General features: G+C 44.0%; 20 protein-coding genes and 2 pseudogenes. 14 read left to right on the top strand and 8 right to left on the bottom strand.

The window, feature by feature from the left end:
• Positions 1-106 precede the first annotated feature (106 nt).
• On the bottom strand, positions 107-1810 hold the full coding sequence (hutU, locus tag ACERC6_RS08535; protein WP_373628664.1) for a urocanate hydratase: 1704 nt from the start codon (positions 1808-1810) through the stop codon (positions 107-109).
• A gap of 159 nt (positions 1811-1969) precedes the next feature.
• Here hutU and ACERC6_RS08530 point away from each other — a divergent pair, with 159 nt between their 5' ends.
• From ACERC6_RS08530 to nqrM, 5 genes are all read left to right on the top strand, one after another.
• Positions 1970-2665 (top strand): UTRA domain-containing protein, encoded by a 696-nt coding sequence (locus tag ACERC6_RS08530; RefSeq protein WP_373628663.1) that lies wholly within the window; start codon positions 1970-1972, stop codon positions 2663-2665.
• A gap of 267 nt (positions 2666-2932) precedes the next feature.
• On the top strand, positions 2933-3436 hold the full coding sequence (locus tag ACERC6_RS08525) for a DUF302 domain-containing protein (RefSeq protein ID WP_284673640.1): 504 nt from the start codon (positions 2933-2935) through the stop codon (positions 3434-3436).
• Between the two features lie 17 nt (positions 3437-3453).
• Positions 3454-4764, top strand: a complete 1311-nt coding sequence (locus tag ACERC6_RS08520) for an FAD-dependent oxidoreductase (RefSeq protein ID WP_373628662.1) — start codon at positions 3454-3456, stop codon at positions 4762-4764.
• An 11-nt stretch (positions 4765-4775) separates the two neighbouring features.
• Positions 4776-5165, top strand: coding sequence for a rhodanese-like domain-containing protein (locus tag ACERC6_RS08515; protein WP_284673642.1), 390 nt, complete (start codon positions 4776-4778; stop codon positions 5163-5165).
• A 296-nt stretch (positions 5166-5461) separates the two neighbouring features.
• The gene (nqrM, locus tag ACERC6_RS08510; protein WP_284673643.1) at positions 5462-5728 is read left to right on the top strand and encodes a (Na+)-NQR maturation NqrM; all 267 of its coding nucleotides are present in this window, start codon (positions 5462-5464) and stop codon (positions 5726-5728) included.
• 112 nt (positions 5729-5840) lie between these two features.
• On the opposite strand, the gene rlmB is transcribed toward nqrM, so the two are convergent.
• A complete protein-coding gene (gene rlmB / locus ACERC6_RS08505) occupies positions 5841-6713 on the bottom strand; it encodes a 23S rRNA (guanosine(2251)-2'-O)-methyltransferase RlmB (protein WP_373628661.1) in 873 nt (290 codons plus the stop codon).
• 357 nt (positions 6714-7070) lie between these two features.
• Here rlmB and recN point away from each other — a divergent pair, with 357 nt between their 5' ends.
• From recN to xerD, 6 genes are all read left to right on the top strand, one after another.
• Positions 7071-8828, top strand: a complete 1758-nt coding sequence (recN, locus tag ACERC6_RS08500) for a DNA repair protein RecN (RefSeq protein WP_373628660.1) — start codon at positions 7071-7073, stop codon at positions 8826-8828.
• A 7-nt stretch (positions 8829-8835) separates the two neighbouring features.
• Positions 8836-9402 (top strand): YqgE/AlgH family protein, encoded by a 567-nt coding sequence (locus ACERC6_RS08495; protein WP_373628659.1) that lies wholly within the window; start codon positions 8836-8838, stop codon positions 9400-9402.
• Complete coding sequence (ruvX, locus tag ACERC6_RS08490; protein ID WP_284673647.1) at positions 9402-9896, top strand: Holliday junction resolvase RuvX; 495 nt, start codon at positions 9402-9404, stop codon at positions 9894-9896. Before ACERC6_RS08495 ends, ruvX begins: the two co-directional genes overlap by 1 nt.
• Before the next feature lie 82 nt (positions 9897-9978).
• Positions 9979-10440, top strand: a complete 462-nt coding sequence (locus ACERC6_RS08485) for a hypothetical protein (RefSeq protein ID WP_284673648.1) — start codon at positions 9979-9981, stop codon at positions 10438-10440.
• Positions 10433-10669 (top strand): sulfurtransferase TusA, encoded by a 237-nt coding sequence (tusA, locus tag ACERC6_RS08480; RefSeq protein ID WP_373628657.1) that lies wholly within the window; start codon positions 10433-10435, stop codon positions 10667-10669. Before ACERC6_RS08485 ends, tusA begins: the two co-directional genes overlap by 8 nt.
• Positions 10666-11592 carry a site-specific tyrosine recombinase XerD gene (gene xerD / locus ACERC6_RS08475; protein ID WP_284673650.1) on the top strand — a complete coding sequence of 309 codons (927 nt, stop codon included), beginning with the start codon at positions 10666-10668 and terminating at the stop codon, positions 11590-11592. The genes tusA and xerD overlap by 4 nt, the downstream gene beginning before the upstream one ends.
• 23 nt (positions 11593-11615) lie before the next feature.
• Here xerD and ACERC6_RS08470 read toward each other — a convergent pair whose 3' ends face one another.
• The 5 genes and pseudogenes from ACERC6_RS08470 to ACERC6_RS08450 all read right to left on the bottom strand — a co-directional run.
• The gene (locus ACERC6_RS08470; RefSeq protein ID WP_373628656.1) at positions 11616-14735 is read right to left on the bottom strand and encodes a type I restriction endonuclease subunit R; all 3120 of its coding nucleotides are present in this window, start codon (positions 14733-14735) and stop codon (positions 11616-11618) included.
• Positions 14736-14816: 81 nt separating this feature from the next.
• Positions 14817-15677 (bottom strand): FRG domain-containing protein, encoded by an 861-nt coding sequence (locus tag ACERC6_RS08465; protein ID WP_373628655.1) that lies wholly within the window; start codon positions 15675-15677, stop codon positions 14817-14819.
• Between the two features lie 57 nt (positions 15678-15734).
• Positions 15735-16064 (bottom strand): hypothetical protein, encoded by a 330-nt coding sequence (locus tag ACERC6_RS08460; RefSeq protein ID WP_373628653.1) that lies wholly within the window; start codon positions 16062-16064, stop codon positions 15735-15737.
• A pseudogene (locus tag ACERC6_RS08455) lies at positions 16061-16594 on the bottom strand (restriction endonuclease subunit S); the annotation flags it as partial. The pseudogene ACERC6_RS08455 and the gene ACERC6_RS08460, both read right to left, overlap by 4 nt.
• Positions 16595-16636: 42 nt before the next feature.
• Positions 16637-18289, bottom strand: a pseudogene (locus ACERC6_RS08450) (type I restriction-modification system subunit M); the annotation flags it as partial.
• Between the two features lie 133 nt (positions 18290-18422).
• Here ACERC6_RS08450 and ACERC6_RS08445 point away from each other — a divergent pair.
• Genes ACERC6_RS08445 through ACERC6_RS08435 form a run of 3 tightly spaced genes read left to right on the top strand, consistent with a single transcriptional unit; the run spans position 18423 to position 20883 of the window.
• Entirely contained in the window at positions 18423-19031 is a 609-nt protein-coding gene (locus ACERC6_RS08445; protein ID WP_373628652.1) for a class I SAM-dependent methyltransferase, read from the top strand.
• A gap of 15 nt (positions 19032-19046) precedes the next feature.
• Positions 19047-20372, top strand: a complete 1326-nt coding sequence (locus tag ACERC6_RS08440; protein WP_373628651.1) for a deoxyguanosinetriphosphate triphosphohydrolase — start codon at positions 19047-19049, stop codon at positions 20370-20372.
• Positions 20373-20394: 22 nt separating this feature from the next.
• Positions 20395-20883 (top strand): hypothetical protein, encoded by a 489-nt coding sequence (locus ACERC6_RS08435; RefSeq protein ID WP_373628650.1) that lies wholly within the window; start codon positions 20395-20397, stop codon positions 20881-20883.
• A gap of 92 nt (positions 20884-20975) precedes the next feature.
• Here ACERC6_RS08435 and ACERC6_RS08430 read toward each other — a convergent pair whose 3' ends face one another.
• Positions 20976-22670: an AMP-binding protein gene (locus ACERC6_RS08430; RefSeq protein ID WP_284674637.1), complete on the bottom strand. Its 1695-nt coding sequence runs from the start codon at positions 22668-22670 to the stop codon at positions 20976-20978.
• Positions 22671-22684: the final 14 nt, after the last annotated feature.

Raw genomic sequence — 22684 nt, 5'->3', positions numbered from 1 at the left:
CCTTAAGTTTTTGATGAAATAACACAATAAATGGTTTTTGAATGGCTTTTAATTTAACAATGCTAAGATGGTAAAAAACAATCTTAGCATGTCATTTTATGTCAATTTACTTAACCATTGGCAAGTTAAGCCCATAGTCTTTAGCGGTTTTAATGGCAAGCTCATAACCTGCATCGGCATGACGCATGACACCACTACCGCAGTCATTCACCAAAACATTAGCAAGGCGTTTGGCAGCTTCATCTGTACCATCTGCCACAATGACCATGCCAGAATGCTGACTGTAACCCATACCTACGCCACCGCCGTGATGTAAGCTAACCCAAGTTGCACCGCCTGCCACATTGAGCATGCCATTTAACAATGCCCAATCAGACACAGCATCCGTACCATCTTTCATGCTTTCGGTTTCACGGTTAGGACTTGCCACAGAGCCTGTATCTAGATGATCTCGCCCAATGACAATCGGGCCTTTTAGCTCGCCATTTTTGACCATCTCATTAAAGGCAAGCCCTGCTTTATCACGCTCACCCAATCCCAACCAGCAAATGCGTGCAGGTAAGCCTTGAAAATGAATGCGTTCTTTTGCCATATCAAGCCAATGATGCACATGCGTGTTATTAGGGAATAATTCTTTGATTTTTTGATCGGTTTTGTAGATGTCTTCTGGGTCGCCAGATAGAGCAACCCAACGAAACGGCCCTTTTCCTTGGCAAAACAACGGACGAATGTAGGCAGGAACAAAGCCTGGAAAATCAAAGGCATTTTTTACCCCTTCATCAAAAGCCACTTGACGAATGTTGTTGCCATAATCAGTTACAGGTATGTCCATGGATTGAAAATCCAACATTGCTTGCACATGAACAGCACAGGATTTGGCAGCAGCAGCTTTTAGCTCGGCGTGGCGTGCGTGGTCGGAGGCGGCATTTTTCCACTCTTCAACCGTCCAACCAATTGGCAGATAACCATTAATTAAATCGTGAGCAGAGGTTTGGTCAGTAACCAAATCTGGTTTTATCTCGCCATTTTTGGCACGCTTGACTATTTCTGGTAAAATCTCGGCAGCATTGCCAAGCAGAGCAATCGATATCGCATCACCATTTTTAGTGTGTTCTTTAATCAAGCGATAAGCATCGTCCAAATCGCGGGCTTGTTTATCTACATAACCTGTCCGCAAGCGAAAATCAATGCTTGACTGCTGACATTCAATATTTAAAGACACAGCCCCAGCAAAAGTTGCCGCCAGAGGCTGAGCACCGCCCATACCGCCAAGTCCTGCGGTCAAAATCCAACGACCTTGCCAGTTTTTGCCATCATCGCTTGGATAATGTTGACGACCTGCTTCGGCAAAAGTCTCATATGTCCCTTGCACAATGCCCTGCGTACCAATATAAATCCAGCTACCAGCGGTCATTTGCCCGTACATAAACAAATCTTTTTTATCAAGTTCATTAAAGTGCTCCCAAGTCGCCCAACGTGGCACCAGATTTGAGTTGGCAATCAATACTCGTGGGGCATTTTCATGAGTATTAAACACACCCACAGGCTTGCCTGATTGAATGAGTAGCGTCTGATTATCTTCAAGCTCTTTTAGGCTCGCTAAAATCTGGTCATAGCATTCCCAGTTACGAGCCGCCCGCCCAATACCGCCATACACCACAAGACTTTGGGGGTTCTCTGCCACATCAGGGTGCAAGTTATTTTGAATCATACGGTATGGGGCTTCGGTTAGCCAACTTTTACAGGTTAAGCGAGTGCCTGTGGGAGCTTTAATGACACGGCTTGTGTCGGTACGGACAGATTGACTCATGATTTTTCCTTAAAAAAGTTAAATTGATGCAGATAAATTTGTCTATACAAATTTAAGGCTTAATGTAGCAAAAATTTTGGTATCTGACAATGGTTTTTAAAAAAAATTTTAAATTAACTGTTATAATATTATTTGCACAATCATTTTTTTAGTCTTGCCATGAAAACACCCGCCTACCAAACCATCAAAAATACCATCTTAGCAAATATTCATGCAGGAGTTTGGCAGGCAGGGCAAGCTATTCCAACCGAACACGCTTTATGTGATAGCTTTGGCGTATCTCGCATGACAGTCAATCGTGCCCTAAAAGAATTGGCTGATGAGTATGTTTTAGAACGCCGTCAAGGTTCAGGGACATTCGTTGCCCAAAAGCAGTTTCATCACACCTTTGTGGAAGTTAGGAATATTGCTTATGACATTATCGCAAATGGTCAGGCTTATCATGCAACAGTACTGGACAAAAAAATTATCAACCATCAAGACTTGGGTAAGTTAAAGACGGTGTTTGACATACCAACGGATGTGTACTTTGTAGCAATTGTACATTATGCTGATAATGTACCACTACAGCTAGAAGAGCGTTGGGTATCAGCAAAGCTTGTGCCTGACTTTATTCACCAAGATTTTGAGAATATCAATACAAGCCAATATCTCATTGATACCGTACCGTTGGAGCGTGGACATTATCGGATTTTTGCAAGCAACGCCGATAAGCATGTCGCAGCAGCACTTGATATTAAGCCAAAAGATGCTATTTTGGTTTTAGAACGCACAACGCTATCAAAAGGATGTGCAGTAACCTTAGTCAAAATGAGTCATGTAGGTGGGCGTTATGAGTTTAGTGGCACATTATAAACTTAGCATTTGCACTCACCACATTGACCACCCAAATTGGGTGATTTTGTTTTAAGGCAATTAAGGCGTATTAAACTTGATTAACAAAACAAAAACGATTTTGATATCATGACAGTCCAAACCAAATCACCAAAATCATTCTGTCTTGCACTCTGCTTACAGATTTGCAACAAGTGCAATATTAGACCAACCATAGACTGATTGAATGGGGCAACATTTTTCTGTTATAATCAGTCATTTATTATTTTTAGCCCCAAAGGAGATTTTATGAAACTTATCGCTGCCGTCTGTGCTACTGTCATGATGACTGCGTGTAGCCATTTTACACCAAACAACAAACCAATCATCAATCAAATCAGCCCAACATCCAAAAACGATACATCAGCCATGACAGCCAAAACCATCACCATCAAGAGTGCCTACAATTTTGACACCACCACTGCCAAACTTAGCCAAGCCATCACATCAAAAGGCATGACAATTTTTGCTACCATCGACCATCAAAAAGCGGCCGCCGATGTCAATTTATCCATGCAGCCTGCCACTGTTATTGTCTTTGGCACACCAAAAGCCGGCACACCACTGATGATAAAAGATCCAAATTTTGCCCTACAACTACCTTTAAAGGTCTTAATCACTGAGGTAAATGGCGATGTTTTGGTGAGTTTTAATGACACCAAAGCCTTGATTAACGGTAGCGACATCAGCTTTGATGATGTTAAAAATACCTTAGCGGCAGCAGAAAATCTAATCAAAACAACCGTACAATAACACCATAGGATAAAATGATGACCACAACCAAACATTTAATCATCGGCTTTGGTAAAGCTGGTAAGACGCTTGCCAAAACCTTGGCAAGTCAAGGGCAAGATGTCATTTTGGTGGAGCAATCACAAGCAATGTATGGCGGTACATGCATTAATGTCGGCTGTATCCCCAGCAAAAAACTAAAATTTTTGGCAGAAAATGGCAGCGAATTTCATCAAGCAGTCCTACAAAAAAATGAATTGATAAAAAAACTAAACCAAGCCAATTTTGAAATGGTTGATAAAGTAGCAAAAGTCATTACAGGCAAAGCCGAATTTATTGACCAAAACACCGTGCAAGTTACAACTGATGCAGAGGTTCTGACCATCCGTGCTGATCACATCTATATCAACACAGGAGCAATCAATCGTGTTCCGAACATTGATGGCATTGATACTGCTCACAACATCTATGACAGCACAGGTATTATGCAGATGAGCCAGTTGCCAAATACACTGGCAATTATTGGCGGTGGTTATATTGGACTAGAATTTGCCAGTATGTTTGCAAAATTTGGCTCAAAGGTCATCGTGCTAGACAGCAGTGACAAATTCGCTCCAAGAGAAGATGTAGAAATTGCCCAAACACTGCAAACAATCATGCAAAATCAGGGAATTGAGTTTAGACTTAACACACAAATAACACGCCTTGAAAATGCAGATAACCAAACCAAAATCATCACAACAGACGGAGAGATTATCGCTGATGCGGTACTGATTGCTGCAGGGCGTGTGCCAAATACTGATTTACAGTTACAAAAAGCGGGGGTGGAATTAACCGAGCGTGGGCATATTCATGTCAATGAACATCTACAAACCACTCAGCCACACATTTATGCGATGGGCGATGTGGCAGGCTCACCGCAGTTTACTTACATGTCGCTTGATGATTTTCGGATAGTCAGAAGCCATCTTATCGGCGATGGCAGTTATACCACCGTTGGGCGAACTTTTGCCTATTCAGTATTTACCAACCCGCCACTGTCTGTGGTTGGCATGACCGAACAAAGTGCCAAAGAGCAAGGCTATCATGTCAAAACAGCAACGATCAGTGCCAACAGCATACCAAAAGCCAAAATCCTAAACCAAACGGACGGCTTATTAAAAGCCGTTGTTAATGCCGATAATGATGAGATTTTGGGCGTACAATTATTGTGCGAAGCATCACATGAAATGATTAATTTTGTGGATTTAGCGATTCGCCAAGGCTTAACCGCTCACGACATCGCCAATCACATTTTTACCCATCCAACCATGTCAGAGAGCTTAAATGACTTGTTCGGGCAATTCTAAAAGGAAGTATCATGAAAATTAAATACTTGGCAATAATAGCAACAGCGATTGCGTTGTCAGCTTGTGGCGATAAAACCGCAGAATCCAGACCGACCACCATAGCCAATCAAAGTGATGATATGGTCGTGCAGACGCCCAAAAAAGCCGATGGCATTTGGATTGATGTGCGTTCAGCCGAAGAATACAATCAAGGTCATCTACAAGATGCCGTGAATGTTACGCCTAATGAAATCGCCCAAAAAATTGCCAGTCTAGAGCCCAACAAAGACGCACCGATTAATCTGTACTGTCGCAGTGGTCGCCGTGCAGAAGCTGCTCGCACGATTTTGATCGAGCTTGGCTACACCAATGTCACCAACCACGGCGGTTATGACGACTTAGTTGAGCAGGGGCTTAAATAAATCCATAACATTAGCCTTATTAGCATCATGTAATAAGGCTAATTTTTTATAACCCTAAAACAAGAATAAACAGCGACTTTTAAAATCATAAAAGTTCATTTATCTAGCCTGATGACGATAATCCTTGATTAAAAAGGCGTGTTCATTGATAGATAAAATCTTGCAATCATACCCATAGGTGTGTTTTATCTTTATGTTTTGCCATCTTTAGCCCATCTACTATCATTACAAAAACAGACTGACTTTTTTGGTAAAATTTTTTATAATACTTATTGGTTACACATCAGGAGAACGCCATGACCGACCTTTTTTCCCAATTCATTCCCATGTTTTTTATAACACTTGGCATATTTGTTTTATTTTTCCTGTTTATGGGCATAGGCTATATCATCAAAAAACAACCTCTAAAAGGATCTTGCGGTGGCGTGGCGACATTGATGGGTGATGAGTTTTGCCAGTTTTGTGGCAACGACCCTAACAAATGCGAAAGCCTAACCGATGCCGACAAAAAAGCCATGCTCACTAATAAGACGACATTGGATAAAATCGCCAAAAAAGCATAATACCAACAAAAAACAAAAGGGTGAATGATTCACCTTTTTTATTATCCTTTTATTGATTCTTGATGTTTCACATGAAACACAATATCAAAATCATCAACCTGCGAATAAATAATCAGCCTCTGCCTGCCCGCTGTCTTGCCACTTCATATAGTGCCATGCCTGTAGCAACGCTAACATTTAAGCTCTGCGGACGATCGGGATTATCCGCCATTGGGATATACACCAAAGTATCGCAATGCTCTTGGGTCAGCCGTCTCATGCCGTCACCCTCCGATCCCATGATGATGGCAACTTTGCCACTAAAATCGCAGTCGTATAAAGGTTTGGCGGTGTCATCAAGTGCCGTACCAAATACGAATACACCTGCTTTTTTTAGAAGCTCAAGACTGCGAGCCAAATTTGTTACCGCAATCACAGGCACTACTTCTGCTGCCCCAACCGAGACCTTAGCAACAGTTGGGGTGATAGAGACGCTTTGATGCTTAGGAATAATGACCGCATCCACACCCATCGCACTGGCAGAACGCAAGCACGCCCCTAAATTGTGGGCATCAGTGATTTGGTCAAGCACCAAAAACAACACATCGCCTTGATCTGTCATGCTTGCTAGATGATGCTCATCGTACAGCTGCGGTAATCTGGCAGCAGCGACCACCCCTTGATGTTGGTGGCTATCGCACAGCTCAGCTAGCCTATCTTTGTGCGTCATCTGCACGCTCACACCCGCATTTTTTGCAAACTCTATCAGCTCATCATGCGTCTGACTCACCCCACCATCATCTCGTAACTGCACAAAAAGCGTCAGCACATCATGCGAACGGTGCTTTAACAAAGCTCTCACAGCGTGTATGCCATAAAAATGCGGAATGCGTCCTTGCTTATTTGTTTTGGCGGTAGATTTGATATTGGATTTGGAGAGTTTGTGGGGTTTGACATCTTTTTTTTCAAAAGATTTTTGGGAGAAATTTTTGCGTAACTTTGACATAAATAAACCAGTGATAATCGTAAGATAGTAATGAGTAGTATGGAAGATAAAAGGAATGGTAAAATGGATGATAAACTTGTAAAGACTGATTATATTGTGGCAAATTTATACTTGATTGTCAAAACATCTGCCACACCTAGCGAGAAATTTTTATCGCACTACTTTTGATATGGTATTTTGCCCCCATATCAAATCAAAAGTCGTACTCATCTTGTGCAAAGCCTTAAAAAGACCATTCTTATCATCAATAAAACTTGCAAGCACCATAAGAAGGTCGCAAAATAACATTTTGCAAATTGCCAAAACTGTCCAAATTGATTATCATAAGCCACCGATTTTTTAGGAATCCATATCGCCATGCTGGTATCTTTAAGTCTTAACAATTTTGCCCTAATTGATGAAAAAGAAATCGCCTTTGATGAGAGATTTAATGTCATTACAGGTGAGACTGGTGCAGGCAAGTCATTGATTTTAGACGCATTATCTTTGTGTACTGGTGAACGATCTGACAGCACCATGGTAAGACATGGCTGTGATGAAGCAACGGTTTTTGGGGAATTTGACATCACGGGCAATGACGAGATTGTGGCATGGTTTGCCGAGCATGAACGAGAACTAGAAGATGATACCCTGCTCATTCGCCGAAAAATCAGTGCTCAAGGACGCTCAAAATCATGGATAAATGGCGTGCCTGCCAGCATCGGTGAATTAAAATCACTGGGGCAAATTTTAGTCAATATCCACTCACAGCACGCAGGGCTTGAACTATTAAAACCGCAGTTCGTCATCGATTGGCTAGATAAAGTGGGTGAGTTAACCCCCCTAAAAAACAACGCCAAAGAAACTTATCATGCATGGCAACGCATCAAAAAACAAGCCGATGAAGCAAAAAGTCAGTTGGCTCAACGAGTTGACCGTATGGCTCTATTGTCCGCCAAACTATCAGACATCAATCCTTTATTATCAGTGAACTTTGATGAGATAGAAAGCGAATATGACGAGCTGTCAAACCTAGAAGCACTCATGACACAAGCGATGACAGCAGCCAATTTTTTAGATAATAGTCATGACGAGCCTAGCGTAGCAAGCCTACTTGGGCGAGCGATGCGTATCTGCGACCAAAGTGCCGATAAAAGCAAAATCTTTGGCGAATGTAGTCAGTTACTTACCCTTGCCCAAGAAAGCATCATGGACGCATCAGGAAAGTTATCTGACTATGCTGAGCAGTCATTACCTGATGAAGAACGCCTGCACGAACTCAACACACTGCTGTCGCTTGCCCATCGCCTATCTGGTAAATACCACACTCCAACCAAAGAACTCATCAGCGATGCTAAAAATTGGCAAAAAGAGCTAGACAAACTAAACTTATTGCCCGATAACGACACACTAGATGCCAAGGTTAATGAAGCTTATGAGCAGTATCTACAAGCAGCAACTGCACTTGATGACGCACGCATCAAGATCGCCCCAGACATCTGTGAACGCCTAGAGGCACGCCTATTGCCACTTGCCTTGCCTAATGCTCGCTGTGAATTCGCCTTTAATACCAAAGACGAAAGCACCTATAATGCCCATGGCAGATACGACATTGCTTTATTGTTTAGTGCCAATGTTGGTATGCCACTTCAGCCCCTGCACAAGGTTGCATCAGGAGGTGAGTTATCTCGCATCGCCCTTGTCATGCAAGTCATGGCGGCAAATGATGGCAAAGGCTGCCGACCAACTTTGGTATTTGACGAGGTGGATGTGGGTATCAGCGGTGCTACAGCACAGGTGGTAGGTGAGTTGTTGCGTAGTCTTGGCAAATATCAGCAGCTACTTGCCATCACTCATCAAGCCCAAGTAGCAGCAGCGGCTCATCGTCATATTCTTGTGCATAAAGACCATGGTGAGCATACCACAAGCGACATCGCCATCATCACAGACGAGCATCAAGTTGATGAGTTGGCACGCATGTCAGGTGGCGTGAACATCACCGAAGCCACTCGTGCCCATGTCAAGAGTCTGCTAGCAGATATCGCCTTAGCAGACCAAATCGGTGCCAACGCCGAATTCATCGAGACGCTACCTAATCAGACCAAACCCACAAAACGCACCAAAACACCACAATAGATAACTCATGAATACAACTACCCACACCAAAAATCTGGCTCATCATTTTTTATTGGCAAGTCCATACATGAATGATGAGCGATTTGAACAGACGCTCATTTATGTCTGTCGGCATACTGCTGATGGTGCATGGGGATTTGTCATCAATCAGCCACTGCCAACTTCGGTGGGTGGGATTTTGACCGAGCTGGATTTACCAAGCTCTCAGCTTGCCATGAATACGCCTGCCATCGCTGGCGGTCCGATACGACCTGAAGCCGGTTTTGTGCTACATACCGGCTTGCCTAATTTTAATTCATCTTTTGCCATTGGTGAGAATGTTTGCTTGACCACCAGTAAAGACATCTTAGATAGACTGTCTGAAGACAGCTTGGCACATTATTTGATGTGCATGGGTTTTTGTAGTTGGGGTACAGGACAGTTAGAAGCGGAGATTAACACAGGTGATTGGTTTATCTGCCCTGCTGATTTACAGATTTTATTTCGAGTACCGTTTAATGAGCGACTGATGCAAGCTTATGATAAAATTGGCATCAACCCTGACAATTTTGTAACGACCGCAGGATATGCCTAATGACCACCAATAATCAACCCGCTCTCATTCTCGCCCTAGACTTTGGCATCAAAAAAATGGGCATGGCACTGGGCAATACGCTAAGCTGTGATGCCAGACCCTTTGATATCTTAGCCATGAATAATGGTCAGCCTGATTGGGATAATTTGCTCGGTATTATTGATACTTGGAAAATCAGCACGGTCGTGGTTGGTCTGCCACTCAACATCGATGGCACTGACTCCATGCTATCTAAGCGAGCACACAAGTTCGCTCGTCGCTTGGCACATCGCTTGGGTGAACGCCATTCTCCTACCAAAGTTTTTTTGCATGATGAACGCTTATCTTCCAAAGAAGCACGAGCGTTGGCATGGGAACATGGCTGGATTGATGATGAAAAAGACCCCATTGACGACATCGCTGCTTGTATCGTACTTAACGGATATTTTTATGAGCCAAGTCTTGCCCAGTATGTCGGCAGTTATCATGATAATGAGCATAAGGGCAAAGACTGATTAACGCATCTTTGGGCACACCTAAGTTTTTATATCCGCTATTTTTTCAATCAATTCTTATCAAGGCAATGCCAAAATTACAATGAGCCAAACTACCACACTCATCACTCGCACCACTGAAGCACTTCGTCTGGCGAATATCAGCATCTATCTGGGATTGATTGCCATCGCCTGCTTTGTCGTGTTCGGCACACTAGCTAGCATGACAAACTTTAAGGACAGTACACTAATTTATTATTCATTTCATTACTTGCCTTATGTACTGATTGGGTTTAGCATTCCCATCAGCCTGTTTCATGTGCTGTTTTTAAGGCGTTATCACATCGTGCAAGGCGGTATTTTATTTGTCATACTCATCACCGCCATTAGCCTTGTGCTATTCGCTTTGGGAGTGTATGCGGTCGCTGGCATGACAACAAATTTCTTTATGGCGGTGTTTTTGGCAATGATGGCGTGGTTTGCCATGCCTTATGTGTTTCGAGTAAACCTAAACAAATTCCTAAATTTCTTACAAGACAAACAAAAGGATAACCCTCATGAGTAATCACCTACTAGACACCAAAGGGCTTATCTGCCCAGAACCCATCATGTTGCTACACAAGACCATCAGACAGGCACAAGATGGCGATGTCATCGAAATTCTTGCCACTGACCCTGCAACCACCCGAGACATTCCAAATTTTTGTCGCCATCTGGGGCATACTCTTAACACTCAAGAAACGCTCGATGATGGCAGCTATCGTTACTTGGTCATCAAAAAGATTCCATCATGAGCAAAACTCGTGCCAAAAATCCTCGAACACCCACCATCACCCATGTTGATGGCGACCCCGCCTACCTAACTGAGTTTCGCTCAGCAATGCTGGCTCGTGGGCTGTCTGTGCGTACTCGTAACGCCTATGTTCAGGATTTGCGTGCTTGCCTTATGCACCTAGACAAACCCTTAACCCTATGGGATAAAAAAGATGTGCTAGCGTGCCTAAAACTTGCCCAAACACAGGGCAAAAATCCACGCACCATCGCAAGACTACTCGCCAGTTTGCGTCAGTTTTTTTTGTGGCAAATCGGCAACGAGGGCAGGCAAGACAACCCTTGCGAGGACATCAAATCCCCAAAAACTATCCAATCTCTACCAAAAACACTCTCAGAAAGCGACATCAATCGCCTACTAGACACCCCAGACAGCAGTCTGCTTGGTCTGCGTGATAAAGCCATGTTAGAAATCATGTATGCCTGCGGATTGCGAGTAAGCGAGCTGGTCAATCTATCGCTTGAACAACTCAACATGAATGCAGGCTGGTTACAAATCACTGGCAAAGGCAACAAAACTCGTCTCATTCCCATGGGTGAATACGCCCAACAAGCCCTACAAAGCTACCTAAACCACCGAGCTGAACTACTCATCGGCAAGTCCGACTGCCAAGCGGTTTTTTTAACCGAGCAAGGTGGCTACATGACACGGCACAACTTTTGGCACATGATCAAAAAATACGCCCTAAAAGCAGACATCAGAACCGATATTAGTCCACACACCCTTCGCCACGCATTCGCCACGCATCTGGTCAATCATGGGGCGGACTTGCGTAGTGTGCAACTATTGCTTGGGCATAGCGACCTATCCACCACGCAGATTTATACCCATGTTGCCACCGCTCGCCTGCAGACACTACATAAAGAACATCACCCTAGGGGGTAGGTGGCTTAGTAGCTTTTAGGTGCTTATTGTGTCAGCTCATCAGCCATCACTTCAGCCTGTGCCAACACCAAATCCACCGCCTCATCCGCCCTATCTGGTGGGTATTTAAACCTCGCCAAAATACGGCGTACCGACAAGCGAAGTTTGGCTCGTACTGCTTCTTTATGACTCCAATCTAGCGTTACAGACGCTCTAAGCTGTCTGGTAATCTCTATCGCCATCACTTTTAGCACCTCATCGCCCAACTGCTCCAAGGCACTTTTATTTTGAGCCAATGCGTCATAAAAGGCAATCTCGCTCGCTGTCAAACCCAGCTCCTCACCCAGTTTTAGCCGCTCGGACAGCTCCTTACCGATGGCAACAAGCATCTCAAGCACTTCTAGCACAGACAGCTGATGATTGTGATAGCTGTTCATCGTCTCGCTAAGTTTGGTGGCAAAATCCTGTTGTAAGCTGATGTTGGTGCGTGCCTTGTCTTTGATTTGGCGTTTTAGGTATTTTTCTACCGCCAACGCCCACAGCTCTTTATGGTCGCTGCCTTTGATGTGGCTTAAAAACTCATCAGACAAGATGGCGATATTAGGCTTATCTTGACCCAATAAATCAAACAAGTCCATCACGCCTGTACTGGTAATCGCCCCATCCAAAAAGCCCAAAAGATTGCCAATCTCCACCGCTTTTGGCGTGCTGCTGTTTTTGACAATCACCGCTCGCACCGCATCAAAAAAAGCCAACTCCTTTTGATATGCCTTGACCTTCGTCATGGACGCACACAGGCTATAGCCTTTTTTGGCGTAGCGAATGGCTTGCAAGAACGCATTTTTGCGGGCATTGGGCGTATCTTTATCCAGCCTATCTAGCGATACGATGTGGTTCGCCCCACACATGACGGCAGCGATGATGTCATTAGGATTATCCAGTGTGAGTGCCGCCTGCAAATCAAACGACCGACCATCAACAGGCGTGGCGAATTGCCCACGAATGATGTCGATGAAAGTGAGCATTTTATTAAACACTTCATCAATATCCGTCTTAACCACGCCCTTGCCGCCATCTTTACTGTAGCGTGCGGTTGCTTCTTTTAGCTCCTCAGTCAGTCCGATATAATCGACAATCAAGCCGCCATTTTCTGCACTTTTATTCTTAAACACACGATTGACACGAGCGATCGCCTGCATCAGATTATGCCCGCTCATCGGCTTATCGATATACATGGTGTGGCAGCACGGTGCATCAAAGCCTGTCAGCCACATATCACGCACGATGACGATTTTTAGTGGGTCGTTTGGGTCTTTAAAGCGTTTTTCTAGCGTCTTTTTGTCCTGATGGCTATAAATATGCTTTTGTAGATGCTTGCCATCGGCGGCACTGCCCGTCATGATGATTTTAATGCTGCCTTTATCCAACGCATCGCTGTGCCAATCAGGTCGCAGACTGACAATCTTATCATACAGCTTGACGCAGATTTCACGGCTTAATGCCACCACCATCGCCTTGCCGTCCGTCTGACGGATACGATTTTCAAAATGATTCACCAAATCAGCCGCCAGCTCGGTCAGTCTCGCCTCTGTACCCATCAGCGACTCACGCAGTCGTACCGCTTTTAGATTACCATCATTATCCACCTCCTGCTCTTGGATTTGGGCGATGATTTTTTCATAGTCTTGGCTTTTATCCAGACGAATCTGGCGTGCCTCATAGATGATGGGTACGGTCGCCCCATCTTTGACCGCATCGGTGATGTCATAGATGGATACATAATCGCCAAACACCGCTTGCGTGTCTTTATCATCTAAGGCGATGGGCGTACCTGTAAAGCCGATAAAGCTGGCGTTCGGCAGAGCATCACGCAGGTGCTGGGCATAGCCTGTCTTATATTTACCATCAACCAGCTTTTGATTAAATCCATACTGTGAGCGGTGTGCTTCATCGGTGATGACGATGATGTTGTTTCGGTCGTTTAAGATGGGGTGCTTATTCTCGCCGTCCATCAGAGCGAATTTTTGAATGGTGGTGAAAATCACCCCGCCCGCCTGTCGTCTGGCAAGCTCGTCTCGTAGCTCGTCTCGCCCATCTGCCTGAATGGGCGTCTGCCGCAGCAAATCCTGCCCTGATGAGAAAGTGGCGAACAGCTGACCGTCTAGGTCATTACGGTCGGTAACCACCACCAAAGTCGGATTGGCAAACTCTGGTGTCGCCAGTACCCGCCCAGCATAAAACAGCATGGATAAGGACTTGCCAGAGCCTTGGGTGTGCCAGACCACGCCGATTTTGCCATCACTTTGGGTGGCACGCTTGGTGCATTCTACCGCTTGATTGACCGCATAATACTGATGATAGATGCCGCATTTTTTGGCAATCTTGCCTGTGCTGTCTTGTTCAAAGACGATGAAGTTCTGCACATAGTCGAGCAAGATGGCAGGATGAAATAAATGACTAAGCAAAGCATCAAGCTCAAACTCAAAATCCAACTGGCGATGCACGCTCTCATCGACCACACGCCACGGCGAGAACCGCTCAAAGCTCGCCGTCAGCGAGCCAACACGAGCCAGATTGCCCTCTGAGATGACTTGCAGCTGATTATAAATGAACACATCGGCGATATCGTCTTGATAAGTCTCAAGCTGCTGATACGCCTCGGTGATGCTCACGCTGGCATTAAAGGGATTTTTTAGCTCCATGATGACTAGGGGCAGACCGTTCACATACAGCAAAATATCAGGCTTGCGGTTTTGGCGTTTGCCCTTAATCACCAGCTGATTGATGACATCAAAGCGGTTATTATCAGCATTTTGAAAATCAATCAGTCTGACAAACTCGCTCCGCTGCTCGCCCTCATGCGTGAACGACACAGGCACGCCATTTTTGAGCAGCTCATAAAACTTGCGGTTGTTCTGGGCAAGGTCGGTGCTGTCAAACTGACGAATCTGCCGCAACGCCTCGCCTGTGATAAACGCTCGCTTATCGCTGGGTAGGTGCGGATTGAGACTGTCGATGGTATGGCAAATGTGCGGTATAAACAGCACCTCACTCGTGCCAGCTCGCCAATCCTCGGGCAGCTGCCTCCCATGTGTATGCACCCAGCCCAACTTCTCAAGCTCGCTGATGGCGTAGAGTTCTAGGGTGTTTTCGGTGTAGGTCATGGTTGATCCTTGAAATACGGTGCTTGATAAAGCAGGTGTAGGGCAGGATTTACCGTCATGCAGGCGGTGAATTTCCCCACTCTATACCACCATAGAACTTAAATCATTATTCGTCTTCTCAATAGCCTCAATCAAGCCATTACAGCACCAGTCCAACTTTGGAAATAAATAATCCTTATCGATCTTTTTTCTTTGCAAATAACCGTCAATATCAGACTTTAATTGATGATTTATATAAAATTTACACATCAAACTATCCGCACTAAATTTAAATAGGTCTCCAAACCTTTCAATCATTCTTAATCTATTGCATTTTATATACTTCTCAAAATCATAGTATGCAAACAATCCATCCTGTGCCAACATCCTACTATTTAAATTATTATTTGATAACACTTGATAACCATGATAACCTGACACAGGATTAAATAGATAACCACTAACAAAATAAACAGCTGAATATCCCTTACATCCAATCACATCCTTTATTATCACATCTTTCATTGAAAAATATAATGCAACATCAATAGATTTCGACCAATCTAAAAATGGTGTTTTCAACCCATAATGCTGTCCCAATGCCCATATTTCATGATCGGGCAGTTCAAACTCCTGCCCGCACAATTTAAAATAATGATTTTTAAAATTGTTTAAATGTTTTTGTATGATGCTTTCGTTTACAGAAAACCCGAACTTCTTTAATTCAACCTCCAAACTGGTACTTAAATCCCAACTAGCATCCCTTTGTCCACGAAACATAGCAAAATTCTCTCCTACTCCTTGCATACAATCAGACAGCAAATCAATAAGAAACTCCAAATGCTGCATTGTTTCGATTTTTAAACACCAAAATCCATCGATCTCTTTTTCAGAAACCTCTTCGCACACAAATGGTTGTTCATGCAAATCAACATTTAATTTCAAAGAATGAATTTTCGACATCTTAATAGTCATTCAAACCTCACCCTAAAACAGTAAGAATCATCCACAGCCTAATAATTACCTCTCCAATAAGTTAGAAATAAATTTCATTTGCTGATATAAAGACTGAGCATTTTCGTAATTCAAAACAGTATATTCATGAACACCGTTTTTTACCAACCTAGAGCCCATTCCATCATCCTTTTTGCTAACAAAATCAGCCAATAATTCTATATGGTTATCAATATCACTATTTATAGATCTAGTATCAAAGAGGCGATATAAATATTCATTTAACTGCTGAATATCTTCTTGTAATTGATCGGCTTTTCCAATAGCAATACCTTCATTTGCCACGACTTCGCGATGACATATATTCTCGAAAATATTTTCATACAGATTACTCATTCAACTTCTCCTCTTAAAAGTTTTGGTAATAGTTCATTACGAATATTCATCAAAACATCATTTGTTTTCCGATTTATAGAGATTCTAGCATCAAAACATTTTAAATACTCAACTATTTTTAACTGATTATCTAGGTTGGGTAGATTTATTTTAAGCCTATCAAAATCGCTAAACTTTATAGAGGGCATTGCTGAGGACGAGTTACAAGATACCAAATAATCATAAACTTCTTGCTGAGATAAAAAGTAATATAAATATTCTTTATTTAAAACAGAATAATCTTTAGGGATAATCCGAAACAAATTGTTAGCAATGTAGCCACTGATGCCGTTAACAACCTTTCCGATATGACCATATCTTATCATTACCACATCATCTTCATTTACCCAATATTTTTCTTTGCGTTTTGTAACATATCTAGGGGGTTCATCATAGAGATAATCAACGATTCGAATAAACCTTTCTTTATCATCTGTTTTTTCTAGGTATTGTTCCTGAAAGGGTATCTGAACACCTTGGGAAAAATTTACTAAATCTACCAAGTTATGCTCTATAAAATCAATATTTGAATTTTGGTGATATTCTAAAGTTTCTAAATTTGCAATTATGATAGATTGATTTTTATTGGTTTGAGCAAATTGCTCATTTAAACAAGCGGTCAATTCCTGCATTTTGTCGCTAAATGGCACTCCATCATCTTCTTCTTGTACCGCACCGACATATCGCCCTGCGGTCAGTACAAAATCGTTTTTGGCGATTTCGTCCAGTGTGGCGGAATAGCAAAATGCAGGGATATTTTCGTAGCCGTCCTGTTTTTGCCAGTTGTGGTAGGTATCGCTGATTTTGGCGATGTCATCAGCGGTAAAATCACGCAAGACACGGTCTTTCATATAGCCGATTTGGGTGGCGTTGATAAACAGCACTTCACCTTTTCTGGCTTTGGCTTTATTGATAATCCAAATGCAGGCAGGGATTTGGGTGTTGGTGAATAGCTGATTGGGCAGGGCAATCATTGCTTCGACAAGGTCGGCTTGGACGATGTTTTTGCGAATGTCGCCTTCGCCTGATGTTTGGCTGCTCATTGAGCCGTTGGCGAGCAGGAGTGCCATTTTGCCTGTGGGCGACAGATGGTAAATCATGTGTTGTAGCCATGCGAAGTTGGCGTTGCCTTGTGGCGGTGTGCCGTATGCCCAGCGTGGGTCGCCCGCCAAGCTCTCGTGCCACCAGTCTTTTATGTTGAACGGTGGATTTGCCATGATGAAGTCGGCTTTTAGGTCTTTGTGTTGTGGGTTTAGGAAGGTGTCGGCATTTTTCCCACCGAAGTTGAACTCCAGACCACGGATTGCCATGTTCATGCAGGCGAGCTTGTAGGTGGTGGGGTTGGACTCTTGACCGTAGATGGAGATGTCATTGCAGCTGCCTTGGTGCTGCCTGATGAATTTCTCGGTTTGCACAAAGAAACCACCAGACCCCATCGCAGGGTCGTAGATACGCCCTGAATACGGCTCGAGCATCTCGATGATGAGTGTTACGATGGATTTTGGTGTGAAGTATTGACCGCCTTTTTTGCCCTCGGCTAAGGCAAACTGTCCCAAAAAATACTCATAGACATGACCCAAGATGTCCTTGGCAAGCAGGGCGACTGGCTGTCCGTCATAGGTGGGGCGAGTAAAGCTGGTGTCGGAGAACAGGTTGATGAGTCCGATGAGCTTGGTCTCATCGACTTGGTAGGACGAGATGCGATTAATCACGCCTTTTAGTCTGGGATTGTCTCGCTCGATGTTGTCAAAGGCGGTATCAATCAGCTGGGCGACACCGCCGAACTTACCGCCCCATTCTAGCTCGGTGCCTTTGGGCAGATTGACGACTTTTTTGATGTTGTCCCATCGGGCGGATTTATCCACCCAAAATACATTGTCCTTGGTGTAGTAATCGGTGATTTCTAGCTCATCTTTGATGATGGCTTGGTATTCGTCATCGCTTAGGTCGTCTTGGGGATAATAAAACTCGCTATCAGGATTGCCAAGCTCGCTGATGATTTTGTCCTGCTGGGCGGCGAAAGAGTCGGAGATGTATTTTAAAAAAATCAGCCCCAGTACGACATGCTTATAATTGGCAGCGTCCATGTTGGAGCGGAGCGTCTCGGCAGACTTCCACAGCTTAGCGTCCAGCTCGCTTAAAAAAGCCTGTTCTGTGGTGGTTAGGTTGGTTGGTTTAGCCGTCATGATATTATACCATATTTTTTTATAAATTTTTGATTTTTATGACAATTTTTATATTTTTTGATAAAAATTGTCAGATTGATACAGTTGTTGTATCATAGCACTTTTTAGACGATTAAAAAAGAGTAAAAGAGCCATGACCACCACCCTAGCCGAACTACAACAACGAGCAAAACTGTGGCGAACTGACATTAATTTTAGCCAAGATGTGCTTGGCAAGCCTTTTAACTTTCGTAGCACTTGGGGCATCTTTAGTCCCGAACGGCTTGATGATGGCAGTCTGATGCTGCTTGATTATATTGATTTTAAAGCCGATGACAGCTCCATCGACTTAGGCTGTGGCTATGGCGTCTTGGGCATGACAGCCGCTCGTGAATGCCCAGAAGGTCAGCACTTACTCATTGATAAAGATTTTGTGGCGGTAGAATACGCTCGCCTAAATTGCCAAAAAAATGGACTGACCAACACCGAAGTTATGCTCTCAAATGGCTTTGCCCATGTGCCACAGGGACGCACTTTTAGCCTTGTGATGAGCAACTTACCCGCCAAAGCCAGCAAAGAACAACACTACCTTTACCTACTAGACGCTTATGAGCGAATGGAAATGGGTGGACGCTTTTATGTTGTTACCATCAATGGACTAAGAGACTTTATGAAGCGTTCATTTACAGAAGTGTTTGGCAACTCAGACAAAATCAAACAAGGCAAGACCTATACCATCACGATGGCGGTCAAAGACAGCTAAACCAAAAGGACGCACATGAACTGGGCAGACCTACTCTCCACCGACCGCCCAAGGCCAGATGACGGCATCATTATCCTAACTCCAAGCCATACGCCAAACGATGGCGTACGCAGCGATTTTCATGCCGACTATGACCGAGTGGTATTCTCGTCAAGCTTTCGTAAATTAGGGCGTAAAACCCAAGTTCACCCTTTCGCCAAGTCTGATCATACGCACAACCGCCTAACGCATAGCGTTGAGGTGGCAAGTGTTGGGCGTAGTCTGGGCAATAGTGTTGGACTAGGACTTCACCAACGAAAGCTATTACCCGACCACATCTCACCTAGCGACATTGGCACGCTCGTACAGGTGGCGTGTCTGGCACATGACTTGGGCAATCCACCATTTGGGCATACAGGCGAGGACGCACTCCGAGAATGGTTCTGCCAAAATGATGAATATTTACAATCACTTAGCCCACCACAAAAAACCGACCTAACCACCTATGAGGGCAATGCTCACAGCCTACGCATCGTAGCACGCACCGAGATGTACGCTCATGCAGGCGGTATGCGTCTGACCTGTGCCAGCTTAGGTACACTATTAAAATACCCTTGGGGTAGTGAGTATGGCGATGGCAAATTTAATATTTATCAAAGCGAGTTGCCACTCATGCGTATGACTGCCGAGCGACTTGGACTACCCCCTTTGGGTGTGGATAGATGGGCAAGACACCCCCTATCCTATCTGATGGAAGCGGCCGATGACATCTGTTATGCCTTATTAGACCTTGAGGATGCCGTAGAGCTTGAGCTGATTAGCTTTGATGAATTTTCCAATGTCATGCGACCAATTTTGGGGGCAGATTTTGAAAACTACAAAAACATCAACGACAAAAGACAACGCATTGGTGTCATGCGTGGGCGTGCCATCGGCAATGCCACACATGAGGTCGCCAAGCGGTTCTTTGAGCATCACGATGCACTACTCGCAGGAGAGTTTGACCAAAAAGACTTGCTTGCCGTCTGTGATGATTCGGTTAAGCAAACCCTACAAAACGCCAAAAACCTTGCCAAAAATCAAATCTTTAATCATCATAGCAAACTTGTTACCGAAATAGCCAGTTTCGGCTGTTTGGGGCAGATACTAGATTTACTTGTTCCTGCAGTTCATGCCAAACTAACAGGTAAAACAACCACCACCAAACATCGCCTTGCCCTAGAACTATTAAAAGACACCCCCATCAAAGATACCGACACACTGTATGATGGCTACATGAAGGTGCTAGATTTTATGGGCGGGCTAACTGATAACTCAGCAGGGCGACTGGCACGAGAGTTGTCAGGTGTGGGGCTTGGCTGATAGATAGACTTGGCTACTACTCATGAAATTTCGCATACCTTATCATTTCATCAAACACAAAAAAGATCGCATTGTCATGCGTCATTTAACAACAGGAGAAATTACGCTGGCTCAATCCGTGTTTGGCGATTTGATTGATTATGATAAGGTCAAAATCATCAAATACCCTTATATTCCTTGGCAGTCTGACGAGGTATTCATTGCCCCCAATGGCTTTATTTTTGTGCCTGATAAGCATTATAAGGCGGACTTTTCAGTAGCAGATAAACCATATCAACAAATTTTTATCCACGAGATGACGCATATCATGCAATATCAGCACGGCTATAATGTGCTACTGCGTGGGGCGTGGTTACAAAGTCTGTATTATCTTTCGTTTAAAAAATACAACCCCTATCACTATGTCTTTGATGAATCCAAGAGCTTTTGGGATTATAATATCGAGCAACAAGGCAAAATCGCTGAGCATATTTATCTAGGAAAATGTGAAAATATCATCCATAAAGCCTAATTTATCTACTCTTTATCATTTTGCAACACCCATTAGACACAAAAAAAGGCAAGCTCATCGCCTGCCTTTTTGTTTACATATCAGCCCTCTAATCACTCAAAAATATTGCCCGTCAGATTAAATTCCACTCGCATCAGCTCTTGGAGTTTAAACTTCTGGGGCTTGCCAGAAGCGGTCATCGGAAACTCATTGACAAAGCTGACATAGCGAGGTACTTTGTGATGTGAGACTTGGGTGCGACAGAATTCTCGAATGTCATCTTCACAACAAGCCGCCCCGTCATTCAAAATGATACAAGCACACAGCTCCTCACCATAGCGTTTATCAGGCAAGCCGACAACCTGCACACTCAGCACGGCAGGATGCTGAAATATCAAATCTTCAATCTCTTTAGGGAACAGATTCTCTCCACCACGAATCACCACATCTTTGATACGACCTTTGATTTTGACAAAGCCGTCTTCGTCCATCTCGGCGATGTCTCCTGTATGCATCCAACCATGCTTATCGACCACTTCTTTGGTTTTATCAGGCTCACCCCAGTAGCCTGCCATCACCGAATAGCCTCGAGTACATAGCTCGCCAGACACACCCACGGGGGTAATTTTACCGTCCTCATCAACAATTTTTACTTCCAAATGTGGGTGGATTTGACCAACTGTGCTGACTCGCTTATCAATCGGGTCATCAACATGGCTTTGCATGGAGACGGGTGAGGTTTCTGTCATACCGTAGCAAATGGTAATCTCGCTCATGTGCATACGGTCGATGACCCTTTGCATGATTTCACGAGGGCAAGGAGAACCCGCCATGATGCCCGTCCGTAAACTTGATAAATCAAATTCATCAAACCGCTTATCTTCTAGCATGGTAATGAACATCGATGGCACACCATATAATGCTGTACAACGCTCATTATGCACCGCTTGTAAGGTTTGGGTTGGGTTGTAGGCAAAATCAGGATAAATGACTGTCGCCCCATGCGTCATGGCAGCAAGATTACCCATGACCATGCCAAAGCAGTGAAATAGTGGCACAGCCACACAGATTCTGTCATCTTCGGTAAGTTTGATGCCCTCACCAACAAAATAGCCATTATTTAGGATATTATGATGGGTGAGCATCGTGCCTTTTGGGTTGCCTGTGGTGCCTGAGGTGAATTGGATATTGACCACATCATCAAACTGTAGCCTTTGGGCGATATATTCGATGTGCTGCTTTTGGGCGAGTGTTGGCGGTGTTAATAAATCATTAAAACGATAAACACCATCATGCTCTTCGTCGCTGGCTTTAATCACGACTTTTAGGTGTGGTAGGTTATGAGAGACAAGCAGTTTACTATGGTTGCTTTCAAGCTCAGGGGCAATGCTGGCAAGCATGGCATGATAGTCTGAGGTCTTAAAGGAATCTGCAATAACAATACCACGACATTCAACTTTATTGAGTACATATTCCAATTCTTTGGCTTTGTAGGCGGGGTTTAGATTGACCAAAATTACCCCGATCTTAAAGCACGCATACTGCGTAATGACCCACTCGATGCTATTTAACGCCCAAATACCCAAGCGATCACCTGTATCAAAACCCAACTCAAGCAGCGATGCTGCAAAAGCATTTACCTGCTCGGATAGCTGTTGATAAGTGAGCCGGCAGTCTTGATGAATGCTGACTACCGCTTCTTTATCAGCGTACTTGATGCAAGCACGGTCGAACATCTCGCCAATCGTCAAACCAATCAGCGGCTTGTCGCTGATGCCTGAAAGATAGCTTAATTTTTGGTACATGATACTCTCCTTGAATC

This window comes from Moraxella sp. E33BD (assembly GCF_041807865.1).
In the GTDB taxonomy this organism is placed as follows: domain Bacteria; phylum Pseudomonadota; class Gammaproteobacteria; order Pseudomonadales; family Moraxellaceae; genus Moraxella; species Moraxella haemolytica.
The sequence above is the reverse complement of the archived record's forward strand: the minus strand, read 5'-3'. Positions and strand labels throughout refer to the sequence as shown.

Coding starts and splice junctions, on each gene's coding strand:
- hutU (WP_373628664.1), bottom strand. CDS start 1,810: ATGAGTCAATCTGTCCGTACCGACACAAGCCGTGTCATTAAAGCTCCC.
- ACERC6_RS08530 (WP_373628663.1), top strand. CDS start 1,970: ATGAAAACACCCGCCTACCAAACCATCAAAAATACCATCTTAGCAAAT.
- ACERC6_RS08525 (WP_284673640.1), top strand. CDS start 2,933: ATGAAACTTATCGCTGCCGTCTGTGCTACTGTCATGATGACTGCGTGT.
- ACERC6_RS08520 (WP_373628662.1), top strand. CDS start 3,454: ATGACCACAACCAAACATTTAATCATCGGCTTTGGTAAAGCTGGTAAG.
- ACERC6_RS08515 (WP_284673642.1), top strand. CDS start 4,776: ATGAAAATTAAATACTTGGCAATAATAGCAACAGCGATTGCGTTGTCA.
- nqrM (WP_284673643.1), top strand. CDS start 5,462: ATGACCGACCTTTTTTCCCAATTCATTCCCATGTTTTTTATAACACTT.
- rlmB (WP_373628661.1), bottom strand. CDS start 6,713: ATGTCAAAGTTACGCAAAAATTTCTCCCAAAAATCTTTTGAAAAAAAA.
- recN (WP_373628660.1), top strand. CDS start 7,071: ATGCTGGTATCTTTAAGTCTTAACAATTTTGCCCTAATTGATGAAAAA.
- ACERC6_RS08495 (WP_373628659.1), top strand. CDS start 8,836: ATGAATACAACTACCCACACCAAAAATCTGGCTCATCATTTTTTATTG.
- ruvX (WP_284673647.1), top strand. CDS start 9,402: ATGACCACCAATAATCAACCCGCTCTCATTCTCGCCCTAGACTTTGGC.
- ACERC6_RS08485 (WP_284673648.1), top strand. CDS start 9,979: ATGAGCCAAACTACCACACTCATCACTCGCACCACTGAAGCACTTCGT.
- tusA (WP_373628657.1), top strand. CDS start 10,433: ATGAGTAATCACCTACTAGACACCAAAGGGCTTATCTGCCCAGAACCC.
- xerD (WP_284673650.1), top strand. CDS start 10,666: ATGAGCAAAACTCGTGCCAAAAATCCTCGAACACCCACCATCACCCAT.
- ACERC6_RS08470 (WP_373628656.1), bottom strand. CDS start 14,735: ATGACCTACACCGAAAACACCCTAGAACTCTACGCCATCAGCGAGCTT.
- ACERC6_RS08465 (WP_373628655.1), bottom strand. CDS start 15,677: ATGTCGAAAATTCATTCTTTGAAATTAAATGTTGATTTGCATGAACAA.
- ACERC6_RS08460 (WP_373628653.1), bottom strand. CDS start 16,064: ATGAGTAATCTGTATGAAAATATTTTCGAGAATATATGTCATCGCGAA.
- ACERC6_RS08445 (WP_373628652.1), top strand. CDS start 18,423: ATGACCACCACCCTAGCCGAACTACAACAACGAGCAAAACTGTGGCGA.
- ACERC6_RS08440 (WP_373628651.1), top strand. CDS start 19,047: ATGAACTGGGCAGACCTACTCTCCACCGACCGCCCAAGGCCAGATGAC.
- ACERC6_RS08435 (WP_373628650.1), top strand. CDS start 20,395: ATGAAATTTCGCATACCTTATCATTTCATCAAACACAAAAAAGATCGC.